Here is a 20,527-nt window from a genome sequence, read left to right as displayed (position 1 = left end):
TGTTATTCACACCCCGTGGGCTCGCTCAGCGAACGAGGAGGGCCGGCGGGACGAGCACGAGAAGCGCGATGAGCACGAGACCCAGCGCGACGAGCCAGAGGATCTGCCAGAGGCGCTGATCCCTGCGTCTGGTGCGCGTGAAGATGAGCGCGACGAGCAGTCCGACCACCGCGCCACCGATGTGCGCCTGCCAGGCGATGCCGGGCAGCACGAATCCCATCACCAGGTTCAGCCCGATGATCACGAGGATGCCGGTGATGTTCGCACCCATGTGCCGGCCGATGATGATCAGGGCGCCGAACAGGCCGAAGACGGCACCGGATGCGCCGACCACCGACTGCAGCGGGTCGATGCATGCCACCGCGACGGAGCCGCCGACCGCGCTGAACACGTAGAGCGTGAGGAAGCGCCAGCGCCCGAGCATCGGCTCCAGGGTTCGCCCGATGACCCAGAGCGAGAGCATGTTGAAGCCGATGTGCCAGATGCTGCTGCTGTGCACCAGGGCGGCGGTGAGCACGCGCCACGGTTCGAAGACGCCGCCGTTGAGGTCGGGGTACAGATAGATCGAGTTGAAGAGCAGGGCGCCCTGGATGGTCGCACCGATGCCGGGGATCAGCGTCAGCAGCCAGATGAACACCGTGACGCCCATGATCGCGTACGTGATGATCGGCCTGCCGGTCGCGGGCGCCAGGACCGAACGACGGCCGTTCCAGCGGCGGTCGGCCTTCTTCTGGGCCGGAGTGCGGTTCTGCTTCTGCTCCTTGAGGCACTCCGGGCAGATGACGCCGACAGCGGCCTGCGTCTGGCACTCAGGGCAGATGGTGCGCAGGCAGCGCTGGCAGAGCACGAAGCTCTGCCGATCCGGATGCCGATAGCAGAAGTTGTCACGATTGCTCGTGAATTCGGTGTTCGTCATCCGGATCGGCGAGCGCGGTCGGTCAGGCCGCGGAGATGTCGATCGACTGCAGCACGACCGGCTCGAGCGGGCGGTCGCCGGGGGCGGTCGGGACGGCGGCGATCGTGTCGACGACTGCGCGGGACGCATCGTCGGCGACCTCGCCGAAGATGGTGTGCTTGCCCTGCAGCCACGGGGTCGGGTCCGTGGTGATGAAGAACTGCGAGCCGTTGGTGCCCTCGGCCTTGCCGGTGATGGCGTTGCGGCGGAGCCCGGCGTTGGCCATCGCGAGGATGTAGGGCTCGTTGAAGTTCAGCTCCATGTTGATCTCGTCGTCGAAGTTGTAGCCGGGGCCACCGACGCCCTGACCGAGCGGGTCGCCGCCCTGGATCATGAAGTTGGGGATGATGCGGTGGAAGATGACGTCCTTGTAGAGAGGACCCTCGCCCGGCTTGCCGGTGGCGGGGTCCGTCCAGTCCTTCGAACCGTCGGCGAGGCCGACGAAGTTCGCGACCGTCTTCGGGGCGTGGTCGCCGAAGAGGTTGATGACGATGTCACCGTGGTTGGTGTGCAGGGTTGCGACGTGGGAAGCGTGAGGCATGCCCCTATTCTCGCAGAGGCCGCCAAGGGATGGCCTGGATGCCGCGCGTGATCGCTTAGCGCGATCAGCCGACCCTGGCAAGGGTGCCCACAATCTCTGCCTGCATCCAGTCAGGTCTGGCATGATGGGGAATCCGTACTCCAATGGACAGGAGAGCATCGTGAGCCTCAGCCGAAAGCGGAAGAAGGAACTGCGTCGTCTGCAGAACGACGCGAACAAGCTGTGGGAATCGCAGCAGGAGCTCGTCGGCCAGGCTGCGGATGTCGCACGCGAGGCCGGCCGTCAGCTCGGCAAGATCAACCGCGAGCAGGTCGTTCCCGTGGTTCAGGACACTTACAACCGCAGGGTGGCACCGGTGGTCGACCAGGGTGTGCGCTTCGGCAGGCACGTCGTGGATGACAAGGTCGTCCCGGTCGTCGGCGGCGTCGTCGGTTCAGCGCTCTCGGCGTGGGACATCGCCAACGCGAAGCGCCACGGGGTCACCGCGTCGCCCGTCGCCCAGAACAAGGGCCCCGGTCTCGGTGCGATCGTCGCCATCGTCCTCGGCGCCGCGGCCGCGGTCGGCGTGCTGTACGCCGCATGGCAGGCGCTGCGCGCCGACGACGAGCTCTGGGTCGCGGACGACCCGCTGTCGCCCCCGAACGCGTGACCGACCCGCACTCCAGGGTCAAGGATGCCGCGGCCGCCCGTGGTCTCGAGATCGAGATCCGCGAGCGGCCGCAGGCGCGCAGTCTCCACGAAGCCGCCGAGATCCTCGGCATCCAGCCCTCCGGGATCGTGAAGACGCTCGTCGTGAAGCGATCCGACGACACCTACCTGTTCGCGCTGGTACCCGGCGGCCGGTCCATCTCGTGGCCGAAGCTGCGCGCCGTCGTGGGCGTGAACAAGCTGCGACTGCCGGAGCCGGAGCTGGCTCTCGCCGCCACCGGTTATGAGCGCGGCACCATCGTGCCGATCGGCAGCACGACCGAGTGGCCAGTCTTCGCCGATGCGTCCATCGTCGGCCAGCGGGTCGCGATGGGAGCAGGCGCTCACGGCTACAGCCTGTTCGTGAACGCCGACGACCTCATCGCCGCCTACGGCGCGACGGTGGCCGACATCTCGGAGCCGGAGAAGCCGCGGGGCTGACCTCGGGCTAGAGGATCCCTGCCTTGCGCAGCGCGATGTCGACGAGCTTGACGCGGTGCAGCTCGCCCACCGCTGCGACGGTGAACCAGCCGGCCATGTCCGTCGAGCCGTCCTGCTCGAAGCGCAGGCGCCCGCCGGTGACCTTTGCGCGGTAGATGATCCGCAGGGTGTGCAGCGGGGCGTCCGCCTTGTGCACGCGTCGACCGGCCGGGATCACCCGCGAATGGACGCCGAGCAGTTCACCGACCTCGACCGAGTACCCGGTCTCCTCACGGAGTTCGCGGCGCACGGCATCCTCGGGGTCCTCGCCTGGTTCTAGTCCGCCACCCGGCATCGTCCAGGCGACTCGCCGGCCCTCAGTCCATCGGGCGAGCAGGATCCGATCGTCGTCGTCCGTGACGACCGCGTACGCGGCGACTCGCAGGTCCATCCACTCACATTAGCGGCCGCCGACTCGCCTGATGGGTCTCGTGTCCTAGGCTTCTGGCCATGCCGAACATCAGGGTCGAACTCCTCCCCGGTCGCTCCGTCGACCAGCGCCGCGCCTTCGCTCAAGCCGTCACGGATGCCGCGGTCGACGCCCTCGGCGCTCGACGTCAGGACGTGCGCATCATGTTCGAGGAGGTCGCCGCCGACTTCGTCGCGAACGGCGGTGTGCTCGCGAGCGAGGACGACTCGCGTGCCGCGCAGGTCACGAAGGTGACGTCCGGCGGAAGCTGACTCGTCCGCTCGAGGACTGGACTAATTCTATTAACTTGATTTAGAGTGGATCGCATCGATGCCGAGCACCCGCAGAGAGGCGATCACGTGGCTCCCGAGCCGTCCACGAGCGACGACTTCATCGCGGTCGATGTGTACGCGACGTACCCGCACTGCAACGGCTTCCTGCCCGACGGCTCGCGCATGGTCGTCGGAGACGCCGAGCGGCCCGCGCTGCACATCGTCGACGTCGCACGCGGCGCCCGCCCTGAGCTCCTGATCGATCTGCCACCCGCCGGCGACGCGATCGCCTGGTTCGACGTCGCCCTCGAGGTTCCGCTGCTCGCGATGGCCTGGGCCGGTCAGGTCCTCACGCTCGACCTGACGGATGCCGCGGCCCGACCGCGCACCGTGCACACCGGCGACCTCGACGGCCTGGTGGGGATCAGCCCCGACGGCTCGCGCATCGCGGCCATCGAGCAGCGCGGCACCGAGCGCACGCTGCTCGTGATCGACGTCGAGACCGGGAGGGTCGACGATCGCGTCTCCCTCGCGTCGCACGCGAACCACGTGCAGATGAGCCCCGCCGATCCCTCCTGGATCGGCTGCGCCCACGAGGGCGCCGCCGCGGAAATCGCCGACCGGGTCTGGGCGCACCACCCGGCATCCGCACCGTCCGGACGCCTCCTGTTCGACCAGCGCGCGAACGCGGACGACCCAGCGCACCCGTTGCAGGTCGGTCATGAGCGCTGGACGTTCCACCGCCCCGGTGCCGTCCTCGTCGCCTACGGAGACGGGCCACAGACACGCGGCGTGTGGGAAGCTCCGGTCGACGCACCGGCACGGCTCGTCAGCGCCGGCGCGCGGGACTGGCACGTCGGCATCAGCCGCGACGGCTCGCACATCGTCGTCGACACCACCGGGCCCTCCGACATGCCGGGCCGCGGCTGGCAGGATGCCGGTGATCGCAGCTCGATCGTCGTGATCGACACCGGCACCGGCGAGCGCACCGTGGTTGCCGAGACGCGGTTCTCGCAGCATCCGTTCCATCCACACCCGAGCTTCACCCCTGATGGCCGCGCGGTCGTCCACAACCACATCGACACCACCGGTCGCCGGGGCGTCGCTCTGCAGGAGGTTCCCCGTTGACCGGCCGACTGCTGCTCAGCTTCGATGACCGTCACGTGGCATCGTGGCTCGCGGCCCGGCCGCTGTTCGACGAAGTCGATGCCGAGGTGACCTTCTTCATCATGGAGGCCGATCTGCTCGACGACGACGAGCGCGCGGGGCTTCAGACCCTGCTCGCCGATGGGCACACGGTGGGCTCGCACGGAGCCCGGCACCGCAACGCCGACGAGACCATCCGCGAACACGGAGCGGACGGATACCTCTCGATCGACGTCGATCCCAGCATCCGGGTCCTGCAGGAGATCGGTGCCTCGGCGCATTCGTTCGCCTATCCGAACAGCCGCCGCGACGACACGTCCGACCAGGTGCTGCTGGCTCGGTTCGATCGACTGCGGACCGGAGGCCAGCGGACAACCGTCCGCGAGCTCGCCGTCCGCACCATCGTCCCCTCGGACGCGATTCCGCGGGTGCTCCCGTCCCGAGGCTCCGACACCGGCCGCGGAGATCAGGCCCACCCCGCGGATGCCGACACGATGAGCTTCCTGCTGCGCGAGACAGCGGAGCGAGACGGTGTGCTCGTGCTGTACGCGCACGACATCGCCGCGCAGAGCGCGTTCAACCACATCGATCCAGACCGCCTCGCAGACATCCTGCGCGAAGCCCGACACCTGGGACTCTCGATGCAGGGCTTCGACCGACTCCCGACACCCGAAAGCAACCCCTCATGACCACCGCGCTGTTCACCGCCGATCCGCAGACCCTCGACGCCGCGCGCCGCTCCGGCGACGCCGACTACGACCCGGGCCGCGACCTGCTGCTCATCGACGCCACGCCGAACCCGATCCACACCCGGATCGTGTCCGGACGCGCGCATCGCATCCGCGACAGCCTGGCGTATGTCCTGACGCTGCTCGAGCTCGCCGCCACGGGCGACGAGACGGTCGGCAGCGAGCGCCGCGCCGATCGAGCGGCCCGGGTGATGGAGGCCGTTCTCGATCTGCAGGACACCGAACCCGCGAGCGACACATGCGGCCTCTGGGCGTACTGGGCCGAGGAGCCGCTGTCCGAGATGAACCCACCGGATTGGAACTGGGCCGACTTCATGGGCGAGTTCCTCGTGCTGATCCTGCGACGCCACGGCGCGGATCTCGACGCGCGTCTGCGTGTCAGGGCCGAAGCGGCTCTGTCCCACGCGGCGCGCTCGATCATCCGTCGCGATGTGGATCTCGACTACACGAACATCGCGGTCAAGGGCACGTTCGTCACGATCGCGGCCGGCGAGATCCTGAAGGATGCCGAGTTCACCGCCTACGGGACAGCACGCCTCGCTCGACTGCATGCATCGCTGCTTCGGTTGGGCAGCTTCGCCGAATACAACTCGCCCACCTACTGGCAGGTCGTGCTGCAGGCCCTGACCGGGCTGCGCCAGTACGTCGACGACGCCTCGCTCCGGCCGCTCGCCGCCGACATCGAACGCGTGGCGTGGAAGCACTTTCTGGGGCACTGGCACCCGGCCACGGGTCAGCTGTCCGGTCCGATGGCCCGGTGCTACGACACGGATCTGCACTTGCGTCCTGGCGTCCTCTCCGTGCTGCAGAAGGTCGCTCCGGAGACGTGGTCCGTCCTGGCGGGTGTCGACCTCGCCGCCGACATCCACCTCGTGCACGACGCGGTGCTCGACTACCGGATCCCCGACGACCTGCGTCCGCTGCTCGACGACGCCGCGCCGGGGACGATTCGCGAGACCTTCGCCGACATGTTCTACATCGACGGCCAGGTCGCCGGGATCTCGGAGGCGGGAGCAGCCGGCATCCCGTCGGTCGTCGTGCCGACGGTGGGCGCGACCTGGCGCGAAGGCGGCCTGAGCCTCGGCAGCGTGAACTTCAGCGACACCTGGGTCCAGCGCCGACCCCTGCTCGGGTTCTGGACCGAGCCGGGCGACGACCCGACCGACATCACGAAACCCGCGCGGTTCCTGAGCGTCGAGGTCGTCCGGGACGGACACGGGTTCGCCGGGGGCTCGTTCCGCTCCGTGCAGCAGGACGGCACCGTGCTGTGGGCGCTCAGCCTGGCCACCCCATCGGGCGACGCGCACATCCACCTCGACACGATCCCCGCGGGGGTTCCCGTGCCGACTCGCGAGCTCCTGGTGCGCTTCCGCATCAGCGGGCTTCCGGCGACGGCCGCCATTCGAGTCGACGATGCGGCGCTCGCCCCCGGTGAGGTCATCGACGACGTCGAGCGCGTTCGGATCGACACCGCAGGGCTGCATCTGGACTGGCAGCTCGCATCGGCCGTCTTCGACGGAACCGAGCGCCGTGCCCGCGTCGCCTTCGACGACGATCTCGTGATCGAGATCCCCTGGATCGCCAGGACGGATGCCGAGGATCTGACGATCTCCGATCTCGGCCCGACGTTCGCCGCGGGAATCGTGCGCATGAGCTCCGCTCCCGTCGAAGAGGCGGGCATCACGGCATCCATCGAAGACCAGCTGATCATGTTGGCGGGCGAAGGACTGTCCCTCACAGCGCCGAGTCTGCCCGGATCGCGCCTGGATCACGCGAGGATCGCGCTGATCGACGACCACTCCTGACCGAATCACGCCACCCGGAACCCAATCCCGAAAGAATCGAGCCATGGCCCAGTTCGACATGCCCATCGACCAGCTCCACGAGTACCGTCCCGAACGGGAGGAGCCCAGCGACTTCGACGCCTTCTGGGAGGAGACCCTGACGTTCTCCCGCGGACGCGGCGAAGCCCTGTTCACGCGCCTCGACACCGCGCTTCGCAACCTCATCGTCGAGGACGTGACGTTCCCCGGCTTCGCCGGCCACCCGATCAAGGGCTGGTTCGTCCGGCCGGTCGGTGAGATCCGCGGCACGGTCGTGCAGTTCATCGGCTACAGCGGTGGACGCGGTGTCCCCGAGCAGTGGACTCTGCTGCCGAGCGCCGGATACGCCGTCTTCGTCATGGACAGCCGCGGGCAGGGCAGCGGCGGCAACCCCGGGTCCACGACGGATCCCGTCGGCAGCGGCCCGCGCATCGCCGGTCAGATGTCCAGTGGCATCGAGGGCCAGCACGAGTACTACTACCGCCGCGTCTTCACGGATGCCGCGCTCGCGGTCGACGCCGTGCGCAGTCACCCGGCCGTCGACCCGACCAAGGTCGTCGTCGCCGGCGGGAGCCAGGGCGGCGGGATCGCCGTCGCGGCGGCCGCCCTCAGCGACGGTCTCGCCGGGGCCATGATCGACGTGCCGTTCCTCAGCCACTACCGCCGCGCGCTGCGCATCACGGACGCGAACCCGTACAACGAGCTCGCCCGCTACATGCAGACCCGCCGCGGAGAGGAGGAGGACGTGTTCCGCGTGCTCAGCTACTTCGACGGGGTGAACTTCGCCGCACGCGCCAGCGCTCCTGCGCTGTACTCCGTAGCGCTGTGCGACGCCGTGTGCCCGCCGTCGACCGTGTTCGCGCAGTTCAACCACTACGCGACCGACGACAAGGCGATCGAGGTCTACCCGTACAACGGCCACGAGGGCGGGCAGTGGGCCCAGTCCCGGCGGCAGCTGGAGTTCCTCGACGACCTCTTCGGAATCGACGCTGCCGAGAACGCGGCCTGACGACGATCAACGGATGCTGTGACGATCCACGGACCTTTTCGAAGGATTCATCCCGTTTTTCGTCACAGCATCCGTTTTCCGTCGCCGCCGGGGAGGATCCTCACCCCTTGATCGCGCCGGCCTGACCTGCGCTCCTGAGGAACTGCTTCTGGAAGATGAGGAACAGCACCACCGGCAGGATCACGGAGATGAACATGCCGGCCATGAGCAGGCTCATCTCCGCCGAGGCCGTGATCCGGTAGAGGCCGACGGACAGGGGCTGCAGGTCGGGGCTCGGCAGCACGAGGAGCGGCCAGAGGAATTCCTTCCACGCACCGATGATCGTGATGAGCGAGGTCACGCCGATGATCGGCTTCGACATCGGCAGCACGATCCGCCAGAAGATCTGGAACGGACCTGCACCATCGATCTTCGCCGCCTCGAAGACGTCCTTCGGCAGGGTGTCGAAGAAGCGCGTGATGAGCAACACGTTGAAGGCGCTCGCGGCACTCGGCAGCCAGACCGCCCAGAACGTGTTGATGAGGTTCCAATGCAGCAGCGGCATGTCGAGCACGGTCACGTACTGCGAGATGAGCGAGACGACGCCGGGGATGAACAGGGTCGCGAGCACGCCGGCGTTGACGACTTTCGCGTACTTCGGCTGCAGGATCGAGATGCCGTAGGCGCCGGTGAGTGCCACCAGCATCCCGATGAACCACGTGCCCGCCGCGATCCAGACCGTGTTCATCAGGTATTTGCCGATGTCGATCTTGAACCACGCATCGGAGAGGTTCTGCCACTGGATGCCGCTGGGCCACCATGCCCACGGCTCGCGCAGGATGTCCTGCGTCGTCGACAGCGCCGCCTTCGCGAGCCACAGCAGGGGACCTGCTGAGATCACGACGAGGAAGATGATCAGCAGCGCGTTGAGCAGGATCAGTCCCACGCGCACGCGGGTGTTCCGCCGCTCCAGGTCCGAGACATTCGTGCGATCCTGCTGATCGTCCTCCTTGCGGCGACGGCGGCGCGGCGCGAGCGTGCGGTCGACGTTCTTGCCGGTCACGAGCGCCTCGGTGGTCGGGGGGACGAGGGTGTCGGTCATGACTTGCTCCAACTCCGGGTGAGCCGCAGGTACACGGCGGAGACGATGGTGAGCACGACGGCGAGCAGGAGACTCAGCGCGGTCGCCTTGCCGTAGTCGCCCTGCTGGAACGCGTAGTTGTAGATGAGCATCAGAATCGTCGTGGTCCGATTGACGGGTCCGCCTCCGGTCATGACGAACGGCTCCGTGAACACCTGCATCGTGCCGATGATCTGCAACAGCATCATCAGGAGCATGATCCCGCGCATCTGCGGAAGCGTGATGTGCCAGAAGCGGCGGACGACCTTCGCACCGTCCATCTCGGCGGCTTCGTAGAGCTCCGGAGGCACGGACATGAGTGCGGCGAGATAGATGATCGTCGACTGTCCGAAGCCGGCCCAGGTGGCCTGGATGACGATGTCGAGCATCGCCGTGTTCGGATCCTGCAGGAAGGGCTGGGGAGGGATGCCGAACACGCCGAGGACGGAGTTGAACAGCCCATCGGGGGATGGGTCGTAGAACTGCTTCCACAGCAGCACGGCGACGACGGGCGGGATGATCACCGGCAGGTAGGCGAGCACACTGGCGAACTGGCGGCTGCGCCGCATCTCGGCCATGAACGTGGCGAGCAGGATGGGCACCGGGAAGCCGATGACGATCGCGAGACCGGCGAAGAGCAAGGTGTTCGCGACGGCGGTGCCCAGGAGCGGGTCGGCGAGGACACGGGTGAAGTTGTCCAGACCGACCCAGGTGGGCTCGGTGACGAGGTTCGTCTTCTGCAGTGCGAGCTGCAGGCTCTTCAGGATCGGCCACCAGGCGAAGTAGCCGAACGTGAACAGCAGCGGGACGAAGAACAGGAACGTCGTGATGCCGCCACCGCGCACCCACGTCCACAGGCGCCGCCCCAGCGGCTGCGCGCGGCGGCGCTGCGCCGCGGTCGTGACTTCGGTCATACGTCGATCCTGTCGTCTCTGAGGGATGGGGCCCCGCCGCGCTGTGTTCGTGGGCGCGCGGCGGGGCAGTTGATCAGCCGGCGTCGACGAGCGCCTGGACCGCGGTCTGGGCGTCTGCCAGCAGCTTGTCGATGTCGGCGGACTCGTCGGTCAGCACCGCCTGGGCGATCGGGTCGAGCGCGGCGTAGATCTCCTGCGCCTTGATCGCCGGTTCGGCGACGACCGGCAGCTCACTGGTCAGGTACGCCGTGTAGTTGTCTCGGTCGACGTTGATGTACTCGTCGATCCAGCCGAGGAACGTGTCGTACTGCTCCTGGTCGACGATCGGCAGTTCGGGGGCGCCGACCGGGCGGCCGTCCGCGTTCTGCGAAGAGGCCCACTCCACTGCGGCATCCTCGTCGAAGTAGCGGTTGAACCAGCGGAACTCGGTCCACTTCAGCGCGGCGGCCTGCTCGTTCGGCGTCGCCTTCGGGTTGAACCACTGGATCGCGCCGCCGCCGAGCGCACCGAGGCCCTCGGAGCTCTGCGGCAGGGGAGCGATGCCCACGTCCTCGCCGGCCATGCCGCGGTTCAGGACCAGGTTGCCGTAGCTCGCTCCGCCGTTCACCGTCTGGCCGACGTTGCCGCCGCCGAGTTCGTTGAAGATGTCATCTCCGCCGAGCAGGAAGTTCGCTCCGGCCGCGTTCGCCTCCCAGCGGACGTCGTGCAGGAACTGCAACGACTCCTTCATGGCGTCGGTGTCGATCGTGACGGCGACCTCGTCGCCGTCGGTCTCCTGGACGAGCGAGCCGTTCGAGTACGACATGGTCGTCAGCAGCCAGCCGCCGGCGTTGTTGGTCGTCGGGATGATGAAGCCTGTCTTGCCGGTCTTCTCCGTGATCGTCTTCGCGTTCTCGAGGATGCCCTCCCAATCGGCGGGGACGTCGTCCGGGTCCAGGCCGGCCTGCTCGTACAGTGCGCGGTCGTAGAGGAGCGCCATCGTGTAGGCCTGCCGGACGATCCCGTACTGACGATCGTCCTTGGTGACGGCGCCGAGCAGGTCCGGGTTGAGGGCCGAGAGCACGTCGCTCTCGGCGACGAGGTCGGTGATGTCCGCGGCCTGGTCGCGTTCGATGAGAGCCTGCATGTCGGTGAACGGGATCGCGACCGTGGTCGGAGCCGTGCCGCCGACCAGCAGCGCGTTGAACGTGGAGGGATCGTAGGTCGTCTCCTCGCCCTTGACCGTGATGTTCGGATAGAGCTCCTCGAACGCCTCGACCTGCTCGTTGAAGATCTCCAACGACTCGGCCTGGTCGGCCGTCGGCATCTCGCCGACGGTGATGGTGACCTCGGCGTCGGGATCGAGTGCTTCGGCGGGCTCGTCCGCATCACCGGACGCGGAGCACCCGGCGAGGGTGAGCCCGGCGATGGTCGCGAACGCGGCGATACCGAGAGCGCGCCTCTTCGCTGATGTGTGCATTGCTACTCCTTCGTAGTGGAACTGTGGTGCATCTCTGGGTACTCCGCGACGTGTCAGCCTAGCCACGACGCGTCTCTCACCGGGTAACGCGGAGGGTGAGGAGCTGGAAGGGTCGGAGCACGACGCGAGCAGTCGCCTGCTCGAGCACGGCTCCGACGGGGGGCTCGATCTCTCGCTCGAGCAGATCGACGACGAGGACGCCGCGGGCGTCCGCTGCGTCGATCGTGACGTCCGTCGTGGCCTTGGCCCCCTCGGACTCGTACAACCGGACGATCAGGTCGCCCGAGCGATCCTCGGCGAGCTTGACGGATTCGACGCGCACGGCGGGGTGCGAGACGGCCACGAGAGGTGCGACCTCACGCGCGCCGGTGACGGTGCGAGCCGGCAGATTCATCCGGTAGCCCTCATCCACGGCATCCCGGATGCCGGCATCCGGCCGGATCGCGATGGTGATGTCGTGCGCGCCCTGGTCGGCCTCTGGATCGGGGAACATCGGCGCGCGCAGCAGCGACAGGCTGACCGTGGTCGTCGTCCCGCCATCGGCGCGGGTGTCGCGGCGCACGTCATGACCGTACGTGGACTCGTTCGTGATCGCCACGCCGTAGCCGGGCTCGGCGATGTGCACCCAGCGGTGCATCGAGATCTCGAAGCGTGCGGCATCCCATGAGGTGTTCGTATGCGTCGGTCGGAATACATGCCCGAACTGCGTCTCGGCCGCCGTGCGGTCGGCGTGGATGTCCAGCGGGAACACGAGCTTCAGCAGCTGCCTCCGCTCGTGCCAGTCGATGTCGTGGCGGATCGTCAGGGCATCCGCCCCAGCGCCCAGCATGACGGTCTGCACGACGCGCGAGTCGTCGAACACATGCTCGATCTCGACGCCGTTCTCGACCGGACGAATGGCCTGCGGCGTCGTGAGATCCGTGCTGACACCGCGGTAGTGCTCGTCGATGTCCCAGGCATCCCACTTGTTGGGGATATCGCGGAACAGGCGCAGCAGATTGCCCGCCTCGCCAGGGGCGATCGCCTCACGGCCGGTCTCCGCATCGACGAGCGAGACCAGCAGACCCCGGTCGTCGATCACGGCGCGCACGCGATCGTTGTCGATCACGATGCCATATTCCTCGCGGGTGATATTCGTCTTCCCGGTCACCTCGGCGGCGGTGCCGATGCCCAGGGCCGGGACTCCGGCATCCGGCTGCGGACGAGCGTTGAGCACGAACTCCTGGTCGCCCTCGCCGACGAGCGCCGCAGCGGACGCGGCGATCGTGCGCTCGGCGACGTCGGCGACCTCCGCGTACATGCGCGCGACGTCTTCGTACACCCAGGCGATCGAGCAGCCGGGCAGGACGTCGTGGAACTGGTTGAGCAGCACGTCGTGCCATGCCCGCTCGAGTTCGTCGTAGGGGTACTCGACTCCTTCGCGAACGGCGGCGGTCGCGGCCCACAGTTCGGCCTCGCGCAGGAGATGCTCGCTGCGACGGTTGCCCTGCTTGGTGCGGTGCTGCGACGTGAGCGTGCCGCGGTGCAGCTCGAGGTACAGCTCCCCCGACCACACCGGCGGGTTCGGGTACTCCTCCTCGACGCGCTCGAAGAACCGCTGCGGTGAATCGATGACGACCCGCGGAGAGCCCTCCAGCGAGCGCAGGCGACCGGCAGCCGCGATCATCTCGCGCGTGGGTCCGCCTCCGCCGTCTCCCCAGCCGAACGGGATGAGCGAGAGAGAGGACTCCCCGGCCTCACGGAAACTGCGCTCCGCGTGTGCGAGCTCCGCCCCTGAGAGTTCGGAGATGTACGTGTCGGCCGACGGGAAGTGCGTGAGGACACGGGTGCCGTCGATGCCCTCCCACAGGAAGGTGTGGTGCGGCATCTGGTTGGTCTGGTTCCAGGAGATCTTCTGGGTGACGAACCACTTCGAACCGGATGCGGCCATGATCTGCGGGAACGCCGCCGAGTAGCCGAACGTGTCGGGAACCCAGACCTCCTGGGTGTCGACCCCGAACTCCTCGAGGAAGAAGCGCTTGCCCGCGACGAACTGTCGCGCCATCGCCTCGCCGCCTGGCATGTTGATGTCCGGTTCGACCCACATGCCGCCGACTGGGATGAACTGCCCTGTGGCGACCTTCTCCTTGATGCGGGCGAACACGTCAGGGTAGGAGTCCTTCATCCACTTCAGCTGCTGCGCCGATGAGCAGGCGAACCGGAACTCCGGGTAGACGTCCATGAGGTCGAGCACGTTCGAGAAGGTGCGGGCGCACTTCCGGACGGTCTCGCGGAACGGCCACAGCCAGGCGGAGTCGATGTGGGCATGTCCGATCGCGACGACCTCATGCGCGCTGGCGGATGCCGGGCTGGCAAGGACCGCGGCGATGACCGCCCTGGCGTCGGCCGCAGTGCCGGCGATGTCGCGCGGGTCGGCGACGTCTAGCATCCGCTCGAAGGATCGCAGGATCCTGTGACGCCGCGGGTTGTCGGTGCCGAGCTCGCGCATCAGGCCGTCGAGCGTCCAGACGTCACGGGCGAGCTCCCACACCGTCTCGTCGAGGAGGGCGACCGAGAACTGCGTCGCGCTGTACAGCGGATCGTCGCCCGCCGTGACCTTGGCGCCCATCGGCGTGGGGAGGAAGTCGTAGTCACCGGCGACGTCCGGGTTGCCGGCGGCCTCGACGTAGAACTCGACGTCACGCCGGCCGTCCCAGGGCAGGTACGCAGCGCGGGGGGAGACCGCTTTGAGGATCGTCCCGTCGGCGCGGTAGCCGAGGCCCTCGGCCTGGAATCCAGGGCGATCGCCGAAGAACCCGAGGTCGACGAGCATCTCCACGCGAGTGTCCGCCGGAAGGCCGCCCGCGGCATCGAACCACTCTGCCGGCACCTCGCCGGTCGCGCGGAACCACACCGTCGACCACGGCCGACCCCAGGCATGGGGGAGCCGGATGGGCGCATAGTCTGCGGCCAGGGCTTCGGATGCCGGGATCGGCTCGTCCGGGACCTCGAATGCGGCGACGTCGAGCGGGCTGACCATGCGGTAGATCGCAGGCGTGAGGAACTCCGCGATGAAGCGCTCGAGGCGAGCTTCCACGATGAGCCGGTTGTCGTGCACTGCAGGTCCTCTTCGTCGAGAATTCGGGTGGTGATATGACTCTAAATCAACTTGATTGAGTTAGTCAAGAACGAGTTGCTCCCAGCTTCGAGAGTGCGGGCTCAGGCCGCGAAAACCCGCACCGCTGCAATCATCGCGCGCACATCGCCGTTCGTGGCCGTGACCACGACGCGCACGGCATCCGCCTCCACCGGCTCGACCCCGTGCACGCGTCGCCGTGCGCGATTGCCGGCGACTTCGGTGATCACCTGCCAGGACCCGCCGACCCGCGCCTCCACCCGATAGTCGCGGACCAGCTCGGGCATGACGAGGAACGGCGTCGTGTGGTGGTGGAGGTTGACGAGATCCTCGTCCACGTCGTCGTTGAAGATCAGTTCGATCAGGGCGATGCGCTGCTCGGCATCCCACTGCAACTCGACCCACTGCTCGTCGCTCAGAGGCTCCGAGGCCCACAGTTGCGGACCGTCGAAGGGTCGCGCATATCCGCCGGCGACGTTCTCGGCCCGGTAGGCCCGTGTCTCCGGCTCCACGCCGAACACCGGCGAACGCCGCCGCAGTTCCTTTGCGGACCACTCGTTCGACTGCGGTTCCTCGAGCAGCACCGCGGGTTCGCGCGCCAGCAGCCCGAGCACGCCGTAGGGAGGGCGCTCGTCGGCGAGGAGGATGGACAGATCAGGGTTGCGGCGGATGATCACGATGACGTCGGTCGGCTGAGCTGGCGCATAGTCGAGCCGCACCGCGAGGTCACCGCGCCCGGTGGCCACAGGAACCTCGTGGACAGCGATGCGGCCCACCGGAATATGATTCATGCCGTTCCGGGTATGCCAGAGCTCGATGTGGGCCACCGTGTCTGCGCGCGCATCCACACCGAGGCGCAGCACATCCAGACGCGGATCGACCGGCAGATGCAGCGCGAAGTCGCGGTCGATGATCGACAGCGCGTCATCGCCGCCGTCGACCGCGAGCATCCGCAGCGTTGAGGACGCCGTGACGGATGCCGAGAGCGCCAGGTCCGCGCCATCCGACCAGCCGATGCCGAGGACCGAGGCATCCTGACGGACCAGCGCCGTCTGCAACTCGTCGATATCGACGTCCCGAGGGCGTACGCCATGCCGTGCGGCGAGCGCCGCACCCGTGCCGGCCGCTTCCCCTGTCACCGCGCAGGTGGCCATGACCCTAGTCGTGCCGAACGCGACGTGCGTGGCGGAGATGTCTCGGCCGGCCATGAGCATGTTCGCGACATTGACCGAGTAGAGCGATCGGAACGGGATCTCGTAGACACCAGGCCCGTGCAGGTGGCGGGAGCCCGCGGCATCCGAGTACACCCCACCTGGGGGATGCAGATCAATCGACCAGCCGCCGAAACCGACGTTGTCGGGGAAGCGGGTCTGACCGAGGATGTCCTGCTGTGTGAGGACGTGGTCGCCCACGAACCGGCGGTACTCGCGCTTGCCCGGCACCGTACCGACCCACTCGAGGGTCAGAGTGTCGGCGTCGAACTCACCGGAGTTCTTGATGTGATCCCAGATCCCGAAGACGACACCCCACAGCTCATCGCGGATCGCCTCGTTGTCGTCGACGGCGTCCAGCGTGCCGCCCCATTCGATCCACCAGTAGTCGCACCCGTTCATGGCCGTGTCGATGTGGCGATGGATCGGGATGCCGGCGGCGACGATGTCCTTCGTGATCCCCGGCGGGACGAACCGTACGGGGGAGCCGGTGTCCTTCGTGTAGAAGAGGATCGTGCTGCCGAGCATCTCGGAGTCCGCGGACTCGGGTGCCCACGGCTCGCCGAACGCGGCGTGGTCCTCGCGCCCGGTCATGTATCGGGCGCCGGCGAGGTGGCCGACGAGCCCGTCGCCGGTGCAATCGATGAAGACCGGCGAGACGAACGTGACGAGCTTCTCGGATCCGACCTGCCATCCGGTGACCGAGGCGATCGTCCGATCGTCCTCCGGGCCCGATGCCGAGACGTCGCGCACGTCGGTGTTGAGGAAGAGCGTGATGTTGTCTTCGGCTCGGACAGCGTCGAGGACGACGTGGTCCCACAGAATCGGGTTGCCCTCAGGGTTGCGCCATTGGTTCTCGAGGAACAGCTCGCCCATGATTCCCGTCTCGCGTGCGAACTTCTGCGCGCCGTGCGCGGTGCCCCCGACAATCCAGACGCGCACTTCGCTCGAGGAGTTGCCGCCGAGCACCGGTCGGTTGTTGATGAGCGCGACGCGGGCGCCGTTGCGGGCGGCGGCGATGGCCGCTGCGACGCCGGCCGGTCCGCCGCCGATGACGGTCACGTCGGCGGCGTGGGTGATCTCCTGCACGATTCTCCTCTTCGAATGATGGCGGAAGGAGGATCCTGCCTGCTCGGATGCCGAGACGGGCAGAATCCTCCTTCCAGACTGCCCTAGCCGACCAGTTGCACCGACTTGAACAGCGCCGGGTTCTTCGGTGCAGCACCGACGCCGGCGCCCCACTCGAGATACCCGGACCGGGAATCGGTGCCCGCGACATCGCCATCCGCGTCGTTCGCGAGGAACGACAGACCCCACACACCGCTCGGCGGTGCGTCGAACCCGAGCGACGACCACGGCACCGAGACGTCGTACGTCGTGGTCCCGGCATCCTCGTCACGCACGATGTCGGCCGATGCACCGGGGGTGGGCCCTGCCTTCTGCCCGGCCGGTGGCGCGAAGGTGTAGACGACTGGGCCGCTGCCGTACAGCGCAGCGCCGATCTCCACCCGCTCGCCGCCCAGGACGGTCGGGAACAGATCGTAGGTGTTGAACTGGACCGAGTCCGCCTGCCAGCTCAGCCCGGGGTCGGTCCGATCCGCCAGGTGAACGTCGTCCGTGATGGTGGCCCGCAGGACGAGCGCGTCGGCCGTCGTCGTGTACTGCAGCGTGCCGCCCAGGTCGGCCGTTCCGGTGCGCGTGCCGCCGCGGATGGACACCCACTTTCCGAGCGTGTTCAGATCGATCGGGTCGAGCGTCTGCGCGCCCTCCTTCTCGATCGGCGAGAAGCTCAGCGGGCCGGAGTCCGAACGGGTCAACGCGCCGGAGTGCGCCTGCACGTCGTAGCTCTGCGTCGCGTAGAACTTCGGGTCCGTGATCGGCACCGACACCGTCTCGGTGCCGCCGCCGGCGATCGTCACCGGATCGTTCAGAGTGCCCGACACCGAGCCGACCTTCCAGTCGATCTCGTCCAGGGTGATCTCGGCATCCGACGCGTTGTTCACCACGCTGATGTCCAGCGAGGCGGCGTACCCGTCCGCGGTGGTCGCGATCGACGGCCGGGCCGACACGACGTACGGGTCGACGATCTGGGTCGCCGTGCGGACTTCGGAGACGAGACGCCCCTTCTTGTCCGTGACGGTGACGGCGACCTCGCGCTCTCCGAGCCGGGTGACGCCGGGCAGCGTCAGCGACACCGAGCGCTTGTCGGCGAGGTTGACCCTCTTCTCCACTCCGGATGCCGAGACGGTGAGCTCTCCGCCCTTGATGTCCGCGCCATCGGCGACGGCCACGGTGATCGGCAGCTCGGCTCCCTGCACCGAGGTCTCCGCGACATCCGTCGTGAGCTGCGCGGCCGCGGTGGCGATCTCGACGACACCGGTGACGAACACCGGGGACCCGGTCAGCGCGATCGTCGACGAACCCTTGGGCACATCCTTCGTCCGGCCGAACTGGTCGGTCAGCGTGTAGCCGGTCTCCGAGCTGATCTGCACGGAGTCCGTGCCGGTGCTCCAGAGCACACGCGTGGAATCCGCGGCATCCGAAGCCTCGTACTGCAGGCTGTACAGCGAGTCGGAGCCCAGGTCCTCACGCCCGGTCAGGTCCTTGCCGACCGTCTGCCGGATCGCCACGGCCTGCGAGACGAAGCCCGGCTTGGGGCTGATGCCGTGCACGGCGCCGTAGGTGTAGTTCTCGCCGGGGCACTTCCAGGCGAAGCACGCGGTGTCGTCGGCCCGGTTGATCAGACCGAAGCGGTCCTCGCGCTCGCCCGAATTGAACCCGTCGTCGTACAGGTCGTACCAGAGGTACTCGTCGGCACCGGCGAGCTGCGCGAGCAGAGGTCCGCGGATCGCGTAGTCCGCCTGCTGCGCGAGTGTGGAGCCGGCATCGTGCGTCGGCCACCCGTTCTCCGTGATGCGGATCGGGATGTTCCGGTCGCCGTCGGCCTCGTCGACCATGGCGGTCAACTGCTGCAGATTCGCGAGTTCGTTCGCCTGCTCGGGCGGGGTTCCCGGACCGTTCTGCGCGTATCCGTAGTAGTTCGTCGCGTAGGTGTCGAGGTGCTCGAGCCCGCCCTGCGCGATGAAGTCCTCCGCCCAGGCGAGTTGCACGCCGGCAGTGATCGGCGCGATCACGTTCGCCTCGGCATCCGCATCGTGCGCGGCCTGGAAACTCGGCCGCAGGATGTCGAGGTAGCACGCCGCGGTCAGGCCGCACGTGCCGTTGTTGAACCCGGACGAGTTGTACTCGTTCAGAATACCGATGTCGTGCGAATCTCCTTGGCCGCTGTAGTACTCGGCAGTGGCTCCGACGTACGCCGCGAAGGCGGCGATCGCCTCAGGGCTGGCGGGTGTCCTGTTGCCGTCGTACAGCGGGTTGGCGAGTCCGGCGTTCCACATCACCTGCTGACCGCGATCGGCGAGTTCGCCGACGACCCGCGTGCCCTCACTGTCGAAGGTGTACACGCCCTTCGCCTTCTCGACCTCGCCCCAGGTGGTCTCGATCCTGCTCTTGCCGTAGCCGGCGAGTACCATCGCGTTCATGAGCTCGTCCGTGTGCTCGGTCGGCTGATGGCCACGGTGGATCTGCGTCCCGAAGAACGCTTCGTCGGCGTTCCAGCCGGCCGGCGGGTCGTCGAGCACGGCGAGCGACGTCGTCCGCGTCACGGGTCCGGATGCGGGGTTCGCCGTGACGGCGAGTGTGTAGTAGCCGAAGGGCAGGTCCGTCAGGTCGATCGAGCCGGCGCCGTCGGCGACCGCAGCGGTGCCGGTGCGCAGTTCGACATCGTCCGCGTCGCCGAGGCGCCAGGTGACTTCGTCGGCCGGGGTGGCGACATCCACGGAGGCCTCGCCCGTCTTGAAGATCAGCGAGGGGCTCATGATGGCCAGCGAATCGAGGGCGGCCACCGGCGCATCCGTGAAGGTCACGTCCACCTTCGAGAAGCACACGTCCGGCATCGCGCCCTGCGACGCCTTCACGTTCAGGCGGAAGTCGTGCCCGTTCGCCCGGTTCGCGAAATTGATGTTGGTCAGCTCGAACGCCGTCGATCTCCAGGTGCCGGTGTCGGTGAGCTGCTGGTTGCGGGATCCGGTCCAGGCGCTGGTCTTCGAGTCGTACTGGATATCGAGGCCGTTGGTGCCGGCATCGAAGTAGTCGACGCGGACGATGGCGCGGGTCGCGTCATCAGGGATCACCTCGTCCGCGACATCCACGTAGAGGTACCGGACGTACGGGTCGTTGAGCATCTGCCAGCATTCCCGGCCGTCCTTGGTCGTGGCGACCATCTCCGCCGTGGCGGAGTTGTCGCCGGGCTTGACCTTGACCACCCCGTCCAGCTGCGGTGATGCGGTGAAGATCGCGGTGGCGTCGGCGGTGGCCGCCGTGGCCACCGCCGGGACGGCGATCAACCCCGCCGAGATCAGGGCGACGGCGAGGCCGCCCGCCCCGATCGCTGCTCTTCGTCGTGTTCTGGGCATGCGGAACTCCTCTGGTCTGACGTCGTCGTCGTGCCGACGTTCGTTGTCGGGATTGGGGTGCCGATTCAAAGTTCGACTTACTTCCTCAAATGCATGGATTAAGTTAGACCGAGACGGATGCCGAGCACAAGGGGTTTTGGAAATCCCACCGGACCGCGCGTTTTATCGAACCATTGGAATAAG

The 20,527-nt window shown here is 67.6% G+C and carries 16 protein-coding genes; 7 read left to right on the top strand and 9 right to left on the bottom strand.

The genetic code is table 11. From position 1 onward, the window contains the following. Window positions 1–25 precede the first annotated feature (25 nt). Together ACI7YT_RS00195 and ACI7YT_RS00190 are read right to left on the bottom strand one after the other, a co-directional pair. A complete protein-coding gene (locus ACI7YT_RS00195) occupies window positions 26–916 on the bottom strand; it encodes a rhomboid family intramembrane serine protease (RefSeq protein ID WP_406248078.1) in 891 nt (296 codons plus the stop codon). A gap of 22 nt (window positions 917–938) precedes the next feature. Then, window positions 939–1,496 carry a peptidylprolyl isomerase gene (locus ACI7YT_RS00190; RefSeq protein WP_406248076.1) on the bottom strand — a complete coding sequence of 186 codons (558 nt, stop codon included), beginning with the start codon at window positions 1,494–1,496 and terminating at the stop codon, window positions 939–941. A 160-nt stretch (window positions 1,497–1,656) separates the two neighbouring features. Between ACI7YT_RS00190 and ACI7YT_RS00185 the strand changes: the two genes are divergently transcribed. Together ACI7YT_RS00185 and ACI7YT_RS00180 are read left to right on the top strand one after the other, a co-directional pair. Continuing rightward, complete coding sequence (locus tag ACI7YT_RS00185; RefSeq protein WP_406248074.1) at window positions 1,657–2,145, top strand: DNA helicase; 489 nt, start codon at window positions 1,657–1,659, stop codon at window positions 2,143–2,145. Beyond that, window positions 2,142–2,624, top strand: a complete 483-nt coding sequence (locus ACI7YT_RS00180) for an aminoacyl-tRNA deacylase (protein WP_406248072.1) — start codon at window positions 2,142–2,144, stop codon at window positions 2,622–2,624. Before ACI7YT_RS00185 ends, ACI7YT_RS00180 begins: the two co-directional genes overlap by 4 nt. A gap of 7 nt (window positions 2,625–2,631) precedes the next feature. On the opposite strand, the gene ACI7YT_RS00175 is transcribed toward ACI7YT_RS00180, so the two are convergent. After that, complete coding sequence (locus ACI7YT_RS00175; protein WP_406248070.1) at window positions 2,632–3,054, bottom strand: NUDIX hydrolase; 423 nt, start codon at window positions 3,052–3,054, stop codon at window positions 2,632–2,634. Window positions 3,055–3,113: 59 nt separating this feature from the next. Here ACI7YT_RS00175 and ACI7YT_RS00170 point away from each other — a divergent pair, with 59 nt between their 5' ends. From ACI7YT_RS00170 to ACI7YT_RS00150, 5 genes are all read left to right on the top strand, one after another. After that, window positions 3,114–3,344, top strand: a complete 231-nt coding sequence (locus ACI7YT_RS00170) for a 4-oxalocrotonate tautomerase family protein (protein ID WP_406248069.1) — start codon at window positions 3,114–3,116, stop codon at window positions 3,342–3,344. 87 nt (window positions 3,345–3,431) lie between these two features. Next, window positions 3,432–4,472, top strand: coding sequence for a hypothetical protein (locus tag ACI7YT_RS00165; RefSeq protein WP_406248067.1), 1,041 nt, complete (start codon window positions 3,432–3,434; stop codon window positions 4,470–4,472). Beyond that, window positions 4,469–5,179 (top strand): polysaccharide deacetylase family protein, encoded by a 711-nt coding sequence (locus tag ACI7YT_RS00160; protein WP_406248065.1) that lies wholly within the window; start codon window positions 4,469–4,471, stop codon window positions 5,177–5,179. Before ACI7YT_RS00165 ends, ACI7YT_RS00160 begins: the two co-directional genes overlap by 4 nt. After that, window positions 5,176–7,044: a hypothetical protein gene (locus ACI7YT_RS00155; RefSeq protein ID WP_406248064.1), complete on the top strand. Its 1,869-nt coding sequence runs from the start codon at window positions 5,176–5,178 to the stop codon at window positions 7,042–7,044. The genes ACI7YT_RS00160 and ACI7YT_RS00155 overlap by 4 nt, the downstream gene beginning before the upstream one ends. Before the next feature lie 43 nt (window positions 7,045–7,087). After that, on the top strand, window positions 7,088–8,071 hold the full coding sequence (locus ACI7YT_RS00150; RefSeq protein WP_406248062.1) for an acetylxylan esterase: 984 nt from the start codon (window positions 7,088–7,090) through the stop codon (window positions 8,069–8,071). Between the two features lie 100 nt (window positions 8,072–8,171). On the opposite strand, the gene ACI7YT_RS00145 is transcribed toward ACI7YT_RS00150, so the two are convergent. The 6 genes from ACI7YT_RS00145 to ACI7YT_RS00120 form a co-directional block, all read right to left on the bottom strand. Next, a complete protein-coding gene (locus ACI7YT_RS00145; RefSeq protein ID WP_406248060.1) occupies window positions 8,172–9,152 on the bottom strand; it encodes a carbohydrate ABC transporter permease in 981 nt (326 codons plus the stop codon). Beyond that, window positions 9,149–10,084, bottom strand: a complete 936-nt coding sequence (locus ACI7YT_RS00140; RefSeq protein ID WP_406248058.1) for a carbohydrate ABC transporter permease — start codon at window positions 10,082–10,084, stop codon at window positions 9,149–9,151. The genes ACI7YT_RS00145 and ACI7YT_RS00140 overlap by 4 nt, the downstream gene beginning before the upstream one ends. Before the next feature lie 73 nt (window positions 10,085–10,157). Beyond that, on the bottom strand, window positions 10,158–11,543 hold the full coding sequence (locus ACI7YT_RS00135) for an ABC transporter substrate-binding protein (RefSeq protein ID WP_406248056.1): 1,386 nt from the start codon (window positions 11,541–11,543) through the stop codon (window positions 10,158–10,160). A 76-nt stretch (window positions 11,544–11,619) separates the two neighbouring features. Further along, window positions 11,620–14,640: an alpha-mannosidase gene (locus ACI7YT_RS00130; RefSeq protein WP_406248054.1), complete on the bottom strand. Its 3,021-nt coding sequence runs from the start codon at window positions 14,638–14,640 to the stop codon at window positions 11,620–11,622. Between the two features lie 101 nt (window positions 14,641–14,741). Continuing rightward, window positions 14,742–16,958 carry an FAD-dependent oxidoreductase gene (locus ACI7YT_RS00125; RefSeq protein WP_406248052.1) on the bottom strand — a complete coding sequence of 739 codons (2,217 nt, stop codon included), beginning with the start codon at window positions 16,956–16,958 and terminating at the stop codon, window positions 14,742–14,744. An 83-nt stretch (window positions 16,959–17,041) separates the two neighbouring features. Further along, on the bottom strand, window positions 17,042–20,344 hold the full coding sequence (locus ACI7YT_RS00120) for a hypothetical protein (RefSeq protein ID WP_406248050.1): 3,303 nt from the start codon (window positions 20,342–20,344) through the stop codon (window positions 17,042–17,044). Between the last annotated feature and the right edge of the window lie 183 nt (window positions 20,345–20,527).

The sequence above is a fragment of the Microbacterium sp. M genome, from assembly GCF_045181065.1.
GTDB lineage: Bacteria > Actinomycetota > Actinomycetes > Actinomycetales > Microbacteriaceae > Microbacterium.
The sequence above is the reverse complement of the archived record's forward strand: the minus strand, read 5'-3'. Positions and strand labels throughout refer to the sequence as shown.

Bases quoted from the DNA above. Each gene is read 5' to 3' on its own strand.
- ACI7YT_RS00195 (WP_406248078.1), bottom strand. From the start codon at position 916: ATGACGAACACCGAATTCACGAGCAATCGTGACAACTTCTGCTATCGG.
- ACI7YT_RS00150 (WP_406248062.1), top strand. From the start codon at position 7,088: ATGGCCCAGTTCGACATGCCCATCGACCAGCTCCACGAGTACCGTCCC.
- ACI7YT_RS00135 (WP_406248056.1), bottom strand. From the start codon at position 11,543: ATGCACACATCAGCGAAGAGGCGCGCTCTCGGTATCGCCGCGTTCGCG.
- ACI7YT_RS00120 (WP_406248050.1), bottom strand. From the start codon at position 20,344: ATGCCCAGAACACGACGAAGAGCAGCGATCGGGGCGGGCGGCCTCGCC.
- ACI7YT_RS00140 (WP_406248058.1), bottom strand. From the start codon at position 10,084: ATGACCGAAGTCACGACCGCGGCGCAGCGCCGCCGCGCGCAGCCGCTG.
- ACI7YT_RS00170 (WP_406248069.1), top strand. From the start codon at position 3,114: ATGCCGAACATCAGGGTCGAACTCCTCCCCGGTCGCTCCGTCGACCAG.
- ACI7YT_RS00190 (WP_406248076.1), bottom strand. From the start codon at position 1,496: ATGCCTCACGCTTCCCACGTCGCAACCCTGCACACCAACCACGGTGAC.
- ACI7YT_RS00175 (WP_406248070.1), bottom strand. From the start codon at position 3,054: ATGGACCTGCGAGTCGCCGCGTACGCGGTCGTCACGGACGACGACGAT.
- ACI7YT_RS00145 (WP_406248060.1), bottom strand. From the start codon at position 9,152: ATGACCGACACCCTCGTCCCCCCGACCACCGAGGCGCTCGTGACCGGC.
- ACI7YT_RS00155 (WP_406248064.1), top strand. From the start codon at position 5,176: ATGACCACCGCGCTGTTCACCGCCGATCCGCAGACCCTCGACGCCGCG.